General features: G+C 63.4%; 9 protein-coding genes. 1 reads left to right on the forward strand and 8 read right to left on the reverse strand.

All coding sequences use genetic code 11. The annotated features are described in order from the left end of the window. Positions 1 to 920 precede the first annotated feature (920 nt). Entirely contained in the window at positions 921 to 1,223 is a 303-nt protein-coding gene (locus VFL62_RS22460; RefSeq protein ID WP_325174591.1) for a hypothetical protein, read from the forward strand. Between the two features lie 391 nt (positions 1,224 to 1,614). Here VFL62_RS22460 and VFL62_RS22465 read toward each other — a convergent pair whose 3' ends face one another. The 8 genes from VFL62_RS22465 to VFL62_RS22500 form a co-directional block, all read right to left on the reverse strand. Next, the gene (locus VFL62_RS22465) at positions 1,615 to 2,643 is read right to left on the reverse strand and encodes a patatin-like phospholipase family protein (protein ID WP_325174592.1); all 1,029 of its coding nucleotides are present in this window, start codon (positions 2,641 to 2,643) and stop codon (positions 1,615 to 1,617) included. A gap of 94 nt (positions 2,644 to 2,737) precedes the next feature. Next, positions 2,738 to 3,427, reverse strand: coding sequence for a response regulator transcription factor (locus tag VFL62_RS22470; RefSeq protein WP_325174593.1), 690 nt, complete (start codon positions 3,425 to 3,427; stop codon positions 2,738 to 2,740). After that, positions 3,424 to 6,156, reverse strand: coding sequence for a sensor histidine kinase KdpD (locus VFL62_RS22475; RefSeq protein ID WP_325174594.1), 2,733 nt, complete (start codon positions 6,154 to 6,156; stop codon positions 3,424 to 3,426). The genes VFL62_RS22470 and VFL62_RS22475 overlap by 4 nt, the downstream gene beginning before the upstream one ends. 42 nt (positions 6,157 to 6,198) lie before the next feature. Further along, positions 6,199 to 6,801: a K(+)-transporting ATPase subunit C gene (locus tag VFL62_RS22480; protein WP_325174595.1), complete on the reverse strand. Its 603-nt coding sequence runs from the start codon at positions 6,799 to 6,801 to the stop codon at positions 6,199 to 6,201. 14 nt (positions 6,802 to 6,815) lie between these two features. After that, a complete protein-coding gene (gene kdpB / locus VFL62_RS22485; RefSeq protein ID WP_325174596.1) occupies positions 6,816 to 8,933 on the reverse strand; it encodes a potassium-transporting ATPase subunit KdpB in 2,118 nt (705 codons plus the stop codon). A 26-nt stretch (positions 8,934 to 8,959) separates the two neighbouring features. Continuing rightward, positions 8,960 to 10,663 carry a potassium-transporting ATPase subunit KdpA gene (gene kdpA, locus VFL62_RS22490; RefSeq protein ID WP_325174597.1) on the reverse strand — a complete coding sequence of 568 codons (1,704 nt, stop codon included), beginning with the start codon at positions 10,661 to 10,663 and terminating at the stop codon, positions 8,960 to 8,962. A 43-nt stretch (positions 10,664 to 10,706) separates the two neighbouring features. Then, the gene (locus VFL62_RS22495; protein ID WP_325174598.1) at positions 10,707 to 10,796 is read right to left on the reverse strand and encodes a K(+)-transporting ATPase subunit F; all 90 of its coding nucleotides are present in this window, start codon (positions 10,794 to 10,796) and stop codon (positions 10,707 to 10,709) included. A gap of 11 nt (positions 10,797 to 10,807) precedes the next feature. Continuing rightward, positions 10,808 to 11,050: hypothetical protein (locus VFL62_RS22500; RefSeq protein WP_325174599.1), on the reverse strand; the 243-nt coding region annotated here is incomplete at its 5' end.

Here is an 11,050-nt window from a genome sequence, read left to right on the forward strand (position 1 = left end):
CAGCGAGGGCGGCGTGACGCGTGAAATCCGTGTCGGTCGGCGGAATCCGCTTTGGTCCGCACGACCGCGGGGACCGCAAGCCTTTCGTCTGTCCGGCTTGAATTTGGGCCGGCAGGAACGCTCAGCTTGATCACCGCGAAGGCTGCTCTTGTTGCGGAGGTCCGTCCCGACCGAGAGGTCGACTGTGGGATCAGAAGCCGAACGCCATAATTTCATTGCGCGCTTCGCTCGCGAAATCGGATTCCGTCGACAGGCAGGCATGCCACCGCGCCCGAGATGAGGAGCCTTCGAAAGTCAGGCTGCGTACACCAGCGGCACACCTCGGGGTTCGTTGTCGCCGTCCAAAGCCGCACAACCAACCGCCTCGACGGCGGGAACGACATCGGCTTTTCGGTGTTATCGGGCTGGCCGGCGACGAAGGGCCAGCGGGGCTCCTTTTCAAACGCGGCGGATCGCCGACCGTTACGAGCACGAAATCCGGGACTTGCCCGGCGCGCCGCGCGCCGGGCATTTTTCGGTCGTCGATATGCCGCCAAACGCCGGAACGCCTCTGGTCGATCCGGCTTGATGTCGGGGCGGCCTGGGGTTTGACTGGCAGGCATCCCCCCTTTGTCTGCCCAAACGCCGTGTCAAACCTGCCGGGCCGCTCCACCCGGCACGCGCCTTGCTTGGTAGATCCGGGGCAGGACCGGCCCGCGTGACCCGGCAAAGCCGCGGGTCGCGTCTTGTCTCGTTTCCTCCAAAATTGACTTTCGGCCCGGCACGATCTTTCGCTGCCGGGCTTCTTCTTGCTGATTGGCTCTCAACATGTTCGGGACCCGAATTGGCGAGGCCGCCGAGCGGAATCGGGCGCTGCTGTGGTTGGGAACGCATTGTGAGCCAACCGCAACTACCGTGGCGCATGCGACAGAAGGCTGCCGATGAGTTTCCTCGATCACGCCCTCACATTGATCACGCTTGCCTCTGTCTTCATCCTCGGACCGGCCATCGGCTACGCGGTCGTGTCGTGCTTTGGCTGGCAAAACTGGCCGGTCCCCATCCAGCACCTCGCGGTCGGGATCTGCACGATGCTGGCGATGTCAGGACTGATCCTGGCCTACGGATTCCTGTGGGAACGCGCCCCGGCGACGGTCGCCTGGTATGACTGGATCGAGCAGATACCGACCGCCAGCAAGCAAAGCCCGACGGCACGATCGGAAACCCGGCAACCGCTCAAAAAGTGACCACAGATCTAGGCGGCCCTGGCCGTGCTGGTGACCAGGCTTTGTCCGCAGCGGTCGCAACTCCACACGTAACTCACCTGGCCATCGCGCCCAAGCACTGATGCTTCCGGCGCGACCAACTCGCCGGAACAGGTCGCGCAGGTCGGCAATTTGCTCAAACGCGGCGTGCGGCTAAGCCGTTGCGGTTCATTCATGACGGGCCCCCAATTTTGGCACGTCGGGATCATGCCGGGTCGAAGCTGCTCGCGCCCAAACATTTGTGAGTCAAACAGGCGGGCGACCGCAATTTTTTCAGCAATTCGCGTTGGGATGCGCGTGGCGTTCCATACGCCCTTGTTTGGCTGTGTCGGAGCAAGCTCTCGAGCGAGGGCCCTTGAGCGCCCCTATGCCGTCAAGCCACGCGGCCCGACGGCCGCTTCTCGGTATCTTCGCCGCGCGGCGATCTCCTGACGATGCTGATGCCGGCGCACGCAGGCAACGCCAACGCGTGCTCCATGTCCAGCCTGCCCGCTTGCCATCTCTGGGCAAAGCTCATCGCCGACAATTCGAACGACTTTTCGGGCCCAGGTTCTTCGATGCCGGGCCGGTAGCTGAGCAGGAATATCTCCTCCTGCGGCACGTCGGATCCATTCGATTGTCTTTCCGCCGCTCGTGCTCGAGCCAGATAGCTCAGCCGGATGAATGTTTGGTTGGCGAACAAGAGATCGTTCTTGCGCTCCAGCGCAGCTTCAAGGGATCGCGGTCGCTCGCCATCGCGCGGATAGAGATCGACGACGTAAAGCCGGAGAGACCCTGCGCTTTCTTCCAGTATGGGATCGAACGGCACATTAAGAGACAGACCGCCGTCACCGAGCCAACGATCCCCCAGTTGCACAGGCGCGAACTCAGGCAGAAAGCCGCAACTGGCGAGCAGGTGATCGATCTCCAGTCTCGTCGAGGACGAATCGAAAATGACCACCTCGCCGCTCTCGATGTCGGTGGCGGCCACCGACAGGCGCGGTTCTCCGCTGTTGAGCCGGCCGAAATCGACAAGGGAAAGCAGCCGCTCCTTCATCGGTGTCAGATCGTAGAAGCTGCGAAATCGAAAAGGATTCAACGCGAACATCCGCGGGTGAAAGAAGCCGAGCCTGCCTCCGAGCCGGGTTTCGATCGCGGCCAACCAGCCGTAGAGATGCCGAAGCTGCCCGAACTCCGGTACGCCACTGGCGGAAGGAAACTGCCAGAAGGCTCGAAGCTTCCCCACTCGGCTCTCCGGCGCGTTTCCGGCGATCAGCGCGGCCGTGACGGCGCCGGCCGACGATCCGCTGACCCAATGCAGCGGCAGGTCGCGATTGCAGAAGGCCTCGAAAACGCCCGCATGATAGGCAGCCAGGCCAAGCCCGCCCGCGAATGCAATTGCGACTGTCTGCGGCCTGTCCATTCCGGTTCCATCAACGCTCGGCGAATATTCGACGACCTGCGGCGGCCGTCGGCAAACAAGTCCGCGCGTCATCAACCGTTCCTGTTGGGGGTGACTAATCCGGCGCGCGGAGGCGATAGCCGATGCCGGTTTCGGTCAGCACGAATTGCGGCCGCTCGGGGTCGGCCTCGATCTTCTGCCGGAGCTGGCGCACATAGACGCGCAGATACTGCGCGTCCGTCATTTCGTCCCACAATTCCTTGAGCAGCAGGCGGTGAGTCAGCACCTTGCCGGCGTGCTGCACCATGACCCGCAGAAGATCGTATTCCTTCGGCGACAGCTTGACCTCGCGCTCGCCGACCTTGACGATGCGGCGCACCAGGTCGACGGAAAGATCGCCGGTGCGAAACACCGGCCGCTCGCCGTGAACCTGCAATTGATGGCGCAGCGCGGCGCGCATGCGGGCCAGCAACTCGTCCATGCCGAACGGCTTGGTCAGATAATCGTCGGCGCCAAGATCGAGCGCCTGGACCTTGCCGGCCTCGTCGCCGCGGCTCGACAGCACCACGATCGGAACACCCTCGTTACGGCCGCGGATCATACGCAACAGGTCATGTCCCTGAATGTCCGGCAGGCCGAGGTCGAGGATGATGAGCGCCGGGTCCTCGGCGAGCAGTTCGAGGCCGGTCTTGCCGTTCGGCGCCTCGAGGATCTCGTAGCCTTGCGTGCTCAGTCCCATCCGCAGCAGTTTTCGGATCGGCGGCTCGTCGTCGATGACGAGGACTTTGATCGGGGTCGCGCTCATGCGGCGGTATCCAGTTCGTTGGAAGCCGAGGGAGGAACGGGCAAGCGGACGGTGAGCACCGCGCCCGAGCGGTCGCTGCGATTGCCGGCCGCGATCGTGCCGCCCATCGCTTCGACAAAGCCGCGCGAAATCGCCAGCCCGAGCCCGGTGCCGGGCCGGACATGGTCGCCCTTCTGGGCGCGATAGAATTTGTCGAACACGCTTTCCAGTTCGGACTGCGGAATCCCCTCGCCTTCGTCGAGAATCTGAAGCGTGACAAATTTCTGGTCGCGCCATCCGCGGATCGAGACCGTGGTATCCGACGGGGCATATTTGGCGGCATTGTCGAGCAGGTTGAACAGCGCCTGTTCGAACAACACGGGATCGAGTTCGAGCATCGGCAAATCGGCCTCAAGCTCGAGCGATACCTTGTGATGGGCAAGAATCTTGCTGGCGCGGCGCAACGCACTGCCGATCACCTCGCCGATATCGAGCCGCGCCGCATTCGGCTTGATCGCGCCGGATTCGAGCTTGGTCATGTCGAGCAGATTGGCGATGAAGCGGTTGAGCCGCTCGGATTCGTCGATCACGGTCGCCAGCAGGTCGCGCTTCTCGGCCTCGGTCAAACCGCCCGAGAGATCGCGCATGGTGGAGGCGGCACCGAGCACCGAGGCCAAAGGCGTCTTCAGATCGTGCGAAATCGAGGTCAAGAGCGCCGACCGCAGGCGGTCGGATTCGACGTTGCGCTTGACGCGGTCCATATCCTCGACCAGCAGCACGCGTTCGATCGCAAGCGCGCCCTGATCGACCAGCGCATCGAGCAGGCGGCGCTGGTCCGGCGTCAACAGCGGTCCGGTCTTGTCGTCGTCGATGCCGATGACGCCGATCAGCCCCCGCCCGGTGCGCATCGGCAGAAACAGCCGCTTGGCGCCGGGGAGCGTGTCGGAACCGCGGCCGGCGGGATGGTCATTGCCCCAGGCCCAGTTGGCAGCGGCAAGATCGGCCTGATCGAGCTGATCCTCCGGCGGATAGCCGGCTTTGACGGTGAGCACGCCATTTTCCGGCAACAGCAACACCACCCGGACCTTCAGCATCAAAGCGGTCTGATAGGCGGTTGCCCACAGTACATCGTCGAGCGTGGCGGTGCCGGCCAGTTTGCGACTGAACGCATAGAGCAGTTCGGTGGTGCGGATGCGGCCGATCGCGGTATCGGCCTGCGAGCGCACGCGCGCCGCCACGTTGGAGACCAGGATCGCGATCAGCATGAAAAAGAAGAACGCCACCACATTGTTGGGATCGGTGATGGTGAACGTGTAGATCGGCGGCATGAAGAAGAAATTGTAGCAAAGCGAGGACGCCATGCTGGCAAGCAGCGACGGCCACAGGCCGTAGCGCACGGCCACCGCGACCACGGCGGTGAGGAAAACCAGGTCGACATTCTCGATCCCGCCGAACAGCGGCTGAACACATGCCGCTGCGGCAAGACCGATCGCTACGATCAAGAGCGACATCAGATAGGGCCGCGGATGAAACGGATCGCGGCGCTCGGCGGTGCGCACGGTCTTTTTCGGCACGGGATCGGCGGCGAGTTCCTCGCCTGCAATGACATTGACGCTGATATTGCCGGCACGGCGAACCAGATCGTGCACCACCGACCCGCGCGTCAGCTCGAACCACCAGCTCCGCGCTGATTTGCCGATGATAATCTGCGTGACATTGTTGGTCTGGGCGAAGCCGATGATGTCGTCCGCGATTCGCCGCCCGATCGCCGGGATCGTCAACGCCTCGCCGCCGAGCGCTTCCGCCAGCCGCAGCGTATCGGCAAGCCGGTCGCGCTCCTCATCGCTCAAGCCGAGCGAGCGCCGCGTTTCGATGCTCAGCGCCGTCCACGGCGCGTGCAGCCGATCGGCGAGCCGCTTGGTGTAGCGCACGAGGCCGGCGGCACGCGGATCTTCGCTGATGCAGACGAGGATGCGCTCGCCCGCCGCCCAGGGTCCGGCGATCGCGTTGGCCTGCATGTGGGTGAGAAGCTGCTCGTCGACACGCTCGGCCGTGCGGCGAAGCGCAAGTTCGCGCAGCGCCGTCAGATTCCCCGGCGAGAAATAATGCTCCAGTGCCCGCTCCGCCTGTTTGGGAACGTAAACCTTGCCTTCCTTCAGCCGCTGGATCAGATCGTCGGGGGTGAGATCGATCAGCTCGATGGCGTCGGCGCGGTCGAACACCGAATCCGGCACGGTTTCGCGCACGCGCACATGGGTGATCTGCGCGACGACGTCGTTGAGGCTTTCGATGTGCTGGATGTTGACCGCGGTATAGACGTCGATGCCGCGCGACAACAGCTCCTCGACATCGAGATAGCGCTTGGGATGGCGGCTGCCCGGCGCGTTGGTGTGGGCAAGTTCATCGACCAGCGCAAGCTGCGGGCGACGGGCGATCAGCGCATCGAGGTCCATCTCCTCGATGATCTGGTCCTTGTAGTTGATGCGCTTGCGCGGAAGCACCTCGAGGCCATGCAGCAGCGCCTCGGTCTCAATCCGCCCGTGCGTCTCGACGATGCCGACCACGACGTCGATGCCGGCCTTCCGCCGGGCATGGGCGCTTTGCAGCATCTCGTAGGTCTTGCCGACACCGGGCGCGGCGCCGACGAATATCTTCAAGCGCCCGGATTCGCTGTTCTCGCGCCGTGCCGCCTCCAGCAGGGCTTCCGGCGAAGGGCGTTGTTCGGGATCGCGGCGCGGCTGCTGAACCATCGCAGTAATATAGTCTCCGCCTCCGACCCGGCCTAGTGGACCCTAGTTTCGGGCGGCGTCCAGCGCCAGGTTGAGCGCCAGAACGTTAACCCTTGGCTCACCAAGCAGGCCGACCAGGCGGCCGGAGGTATTCTCGGCCACGAGCTGCCGCACCCGCTCTTCCGCCATCCCCCTTGCCTTCGCCACCCGCGGCACCTGGAATAGCGCGCCTTCGGGCGAGATGTCGGGATCGAGCCCGCTGGCCGACGTCGTGACGAGGTCAACCGGCACGCTGGCGGTGGGGTTTTCGGCCTTGAGCTTGTCGACATCCTCCTTGAGCCGATCGGCCAGCGCCTTGCTGGTCGGGCCGAGATTCGATCCGCCGGAATTTGAGGCATTGTAAGGCGCCGGTACCGTCTTGCTCGAATCGGCCGGATCAGGCGCTGTCGTCGCCGACGGGCGGCCATGGAAATATCTGTCCTCTCTGAATTCCTGTCCGATCAACGCCGAGCCGACGATCTTGCCGTCGCGCTCGATCAGGCTGCCTTGCGCCTGCTTTGGAAAGATCGCGCCGGCGATTTCGGTGATGGCAAGCGGATAGCCAAGACCCGTGATCAAGGTCAGCAGCAGCAAAACCAGGATGGCTGGACGAATTTCTCTGAGCATGGTTCGAGCCTCCTTTAAGCCAGATGCAGCGCGGCAACGACGAGATCGATCGCCTTGATGCCGATAAAGGGAATGATGATTCCGCCGAGACCGTAGACCATCAGGTTACGGCGCAACAGCGCGCCGGCGCCGATCGCGCGATAGGCGACGCCTTTCAGCGCCAGCGGAATCAACGCCACGATGATGAGCGCGTTGAAGATGATCGCCGACAGGATGGCGCTTTGCGGGCTCGCCAGGTGCATCACGTTGAGCACCGAGAGCTGGGGATAGAACGCCAGGAACATCGCAGGGATGATCGCGAAATACTTTGCGACGTCGTTGGCGATCGAGAACGTGGTCAGCGCGCCGCGCGTCATCAACAGCTGCTTGCCGATCTCTACCACCTCGATCAGTTTGGTCGGGTTGGAATCGAGGTCGACCATGTTGCCGGCCTCCCTTGCCGCCTGCGTGCCGGTGTTCATGGCAACGCCGACATCGGCCTGCGCCAGCGCCGGCGCATCATTGGTGCCATCGCCGCACATCGCCACCAGCTTGCCGTTGGCCTGTTCGCTGCGGATCAGCTTCAGCTTGTCTTCGGGCGTTGCCTGCGCCAGGAAATCATCGACGCCCGCTTCGGCGGCGATCGCCGCTGCGGTCATCGGATTGTCGCCGGTGATCATCACGGTGCGAATGCCCATGCGACGCAGCTCGGCAAAGCGCTCGCGGATGCCGCCCTTGACGATGTCCTTCAACTGGACCACGCCGAGCAGACGGCCATCCCTGGCGACCGCGAGCGGCGTGCCGCCCGCCTTGGAGATTTCGTCGGCGATGCTGGCGACTTCGCGCGCGGCGTCCGAGTTCGGCGATACCTGAAACGCACGAACCGTATTTCCGCTTGCACTGGTCTGGGCCGTGACGCCGCCGACATAATTGAGAATCGCTTCCACCGCACCCTTGCGCACCGACGAACCGGCGGCATCGATGCCGCTCATGCGGGTCTGCGCGGTGAACGGCACGAACGTTGCCGATAATTCGCTCATGTCACGGCCGCGAATGCCGTATTTCTCCTTCGCCAGCACCACGATCGAGCGGCCTTCCGGCGTTTCGTCGGCAAGCGAGGCAAGCTGGGCGGCATCCGCAAGCTCCTGCTCGCTGACGCCGCGAACCGGGCGGAAAGCGGTGGCCTGACGGTTGCCGAGCGTAATGGTGCCGGTCTTGTCGAGCAGCAGCGTATCGACGTCGCCGGCGGCTTCGACCGCGCGGCCGGACATCGCCAGCACGTTGAAGCGCACCAGTCGGTCCATGCCGGCGATGCCGATCGCCGACAACAATGCGCCGATGGTGGTCGGAATGAGCGTGACGAACAGCGCCACCAGAATGATCACCGAGATTTGCCCGCCGGCATAGGCCGCATAACTTGGGATCGTCACGGTCGCGAACACGAAGATGATGGTCAGGCCGGCCAGCAGAATATTCAGCGCAATCTCGTTCGGCGTCTTCTGCCGTTCGGCCCCCTCGACCAGTTTGATCATGCGGTCGATGAAGGTCGAGCCCTGCGCGGCGGTAATGCGAACGCGAATCCAGTCCGACAGGACCTGAGTGCCGCCGGTCACCGCCGAACGGTCGCCGCCGGATTCCCGGATCACGGGCGCGGATTCTCCGGTGATCGCAGCTTCGTTGACCGAGGCCACGCCCTCGATCACCTCGCCGTCGGAGGGGATGTTGTCGCCGGCCTCGACCAGCACGATATCGCCGACTTTCAGGCTCGTGCCGGGCACCAGGCGATAGTCCCTGCCCTCGCCGGTCAACAGCTTGGCCTGGCTCTCGGTCCGCGTCCTGCGCAGCGATTCGGCCTGCGCCTTGCCGCGGCCCTCGGCAACCGCTTCGGCGAAGTTGGCGAACAGCACCGTAAACCACAGCCACAGGATGATCTGAAAGGCGAATCCCAGATCGGTGCCGCCGGTGACGAGATCGCGCAGGAAGATCACCGTCGTAAGCGCAGCGACGACCTCGACCACGAAGATCACGGGATTCCGCACCATCGCCCTCGGATCGAGTTTGGCGAAGGACGATCCGATCGCGGGCATCACGATCTTCGGATCGAGCATCGTGGCGACCGGCATCCGCTTGTTCGCTTTATGGACTGGTTCCATCAACGTAACTCCAGAACAGATTTCCGTCAGAACTTCGTGCCCGCGTTCATCGCGAGATGCTCGACGATCGGCCCGAGCGCGAGCGCCGGAAAGAAGGTGAGACCACCGATGATCAGGATCACGCCGACGACGAGACCGACGAACAGGCCGCCAGTGGTCGGGAATGTCCCCATCGATGGCGGGATCGACTTCTTTTCCGCGAGCGAACCGGCGATCGCCATCGCCGGGACGATCATCAGAAACCGGCCGACTAACATCGCCGAGGCACCGGTCAGATTGTAGAACAGCGTGTTGCCGGTCAGCCCTGCGAAGGCAGAACCGTTATTGCCGGTCTGCGACGAGTACGCATACAGCACTTCCGAAAAACCATGCGGACCGGCATTCGCCATCGAGGCCACGGCCGAGGGCAGTACGACGCCGACCGCGCTCCAACCCAGAATCATCAGCGGTAGGATCAGGATCGCAAGCATCGCCATCTTGACTTCGCGCGCCTCGATCTTCTTGCCGACATATTCCGGCGTGCGGCCGACCATGAGGCCAGCGACGAAGATAGCGAGGATGATGAACAACAGCATGCCGTACATGCCGGCGCCGACACCGCCGACGATGATCTCGCCAAGCTCTATGTTGATCAGCGGGATCATGCCGCCAAGCGCCGTGAAGCTGTCATGCATCGCGTTGACCGCGCCGCAGGACGCCGCCGTGGTGATGACGGCGAACAGGCTGGAAGCAACGATGCCGAAACGCACTTCCTTGCCTTCCATGTTGCCGCCAGACAATCCGAGCGCCTCGAGCGTGTTGGTGCCGCCGGCTTCGGCCCAATAGGCGATCGCAACGCCAGCGATGAACAGCACGCCCATCACGGCGAGGACCGCCCAGCCCTGCCGCTGGTTGCCGACCATGCGACCGAACACGTTGGTCAGCGCCGCGCCGAGCGCGAAGATCGACAACATCTGCACGAAATTGGACAGCGCCGTGGGATTCTCGAACGGGTGCGCCGCATTGGCATTGAAGAAGCCGCCGCCGTTGGTGCCGAGCATCTTGATCGCGACCTGCGAGGCGACGGGACCGACCGCGATAGTCTGACTGGCGCCCTCGAGCGTCGTGGCCTCGACATAAGGGCCGAGCGTCTGTGGGATGCCCTGCCAAACCAGGAATAGCGCATAAACGATGCAGATCGGCAGCAGCACATAGAGCGTGCAGCGCGTGACGTCGACCCAGAAATTGCCTACCGTTCGCATCGAGGCACGCGCAAAGCCGCGGATCAGCGCGAGCGCGAGCGCAATGCCGGTCGCCGCCGACAGGAAGTTCTGGTGCGTCAGGCCGAGCATCTGCACCAGATAGGACAGCGTGCTCTCGCCGCCGTAGTTCTGCCAGTTGGTGTTGGTGACGAAGCTGATCGCGGTGTTGAACGACAGATCCTCGGCCACCGCCGGCTGGCCGGCCGGATTGAACGGCAAAACCGCCTGCAACCGCATCAAGGCGTAAATGACAAAGACGCCGCCGACATGGAACAGCAGCATCGCGACCGTGTAGGTCAGCCAATGCTGCTCGCGCCGCTCGTCAACGCCGCCGATCCAGTAGATCGCCACCTCAACCGGCCGCAGCAGCGGCGACAGCAGCGTTCGCTCGCCTTCGAACACGCGCGTCATGTACCAGCCGAGCGGCTTGGTGAGCGCGACGACGATGACGCAATAGAGAATGATTTGGAACCAGCCGATGACGGTCATGGATGAGAGCCTTCAGGGACGCGCGGGATTGATCCAAAAGCGGTCAGAAACGCTCCGGCCGCAGGAGGGCGAAGGTCAGATAGAACAGGAGACCGAGCGAAACGAGACCGGCCAAGGAATAGTCAAAGATCATGACCTATCTCCTCACAGCCGCTCACAGGCATAGGCATAGCCGATCGCGAGCGCGAAAAAGCCGAAGGTGAAGACGACCATCAGAACGTCGAACATTTGAATGCTCCTGTCGCGCGCCAAATGGCTGCAACAACCATCGGCGCGGCTGGGATAAGCGCCTTGAGGCAGATCAAGGCCGATTTGGCTTGGGCCGCTGGTCGCGCTGCACCAGAGGCTGCTTGAATGGCACTTCGGGCATATGGTTTCGAGAAGCCC

This window comes from Bradyrhizobium sp. (assembly GCF_035701725.1).
Lineage (GTDB): Bacteria > Pseudomonadota > Alphaproteobacteria > Rhizobiales > Xanthobacteraceae > Bradyrhizobium.

What these genes read in the sequence shown, in the direction of transcription:
- VFL62_RS22460 (WP_325174591.1), top strand. Translation starts at nt 921, where the DNA reads ATGAGTTTCCTCGATCACGCCCTCACATTGATCACGCTTGCCTCTGTC.
- VFL62_RS22465 (WP_325174592.1), bottom strand. Translation starts at nt 2,643, where the DNA reads ATGGACAGGCCGCAGACAGTCGCAATTGCATTCGCGGGCGGGCTTGGC.
- VFL62_RS22470 (WP_325174593.1), bottom strand. Translation starts at nt 3,427, where the DNA reads ATGAGCGCGACCCCGATCAAAGTCCTCGTCATCGACGACGAGCCGCCG.
- VFL62_RS22475 (WP_325174594.1), bottom strand. Translation starts at nt 6,156, where the DNA reads ATGGTTCAGCAGCCGCGCCGCGATCCCGAACAACGCCCTTCGCCGGAA.
- VFL62_RS22480 (WP_325174595.1), bottom strand. Translation starts at nt 6,801, where the DNA reads ATGCTCAGAGAAATTCGTCCAGCCATCCTGGTTTTGCTGCTGCTGACC.
- kdpB (WP_325174596.1), bottom strand. Translation starts at nt 8,933, where the DNA reads ATGGAACCAGTCCATAAAGCGAACAAGCGGATGCCGGTCGCCACGATG.
- kdpA (WP_325174597.1), bottom strand. Translation starts at nt 10,663, where the DNA reads ATGACCGTCATCGGCTGGTTCCAAATCATTCTCTATTGCGTCATCGTC.
- VFL62_RS22495 (WP_325174598.1), bottom strand. Translation starts at nt 10,796, where the DNA reads ATGATCTTTGACTATTCCTTGGCCGGTCTCGTTTCGCTCGGTCTCCTG.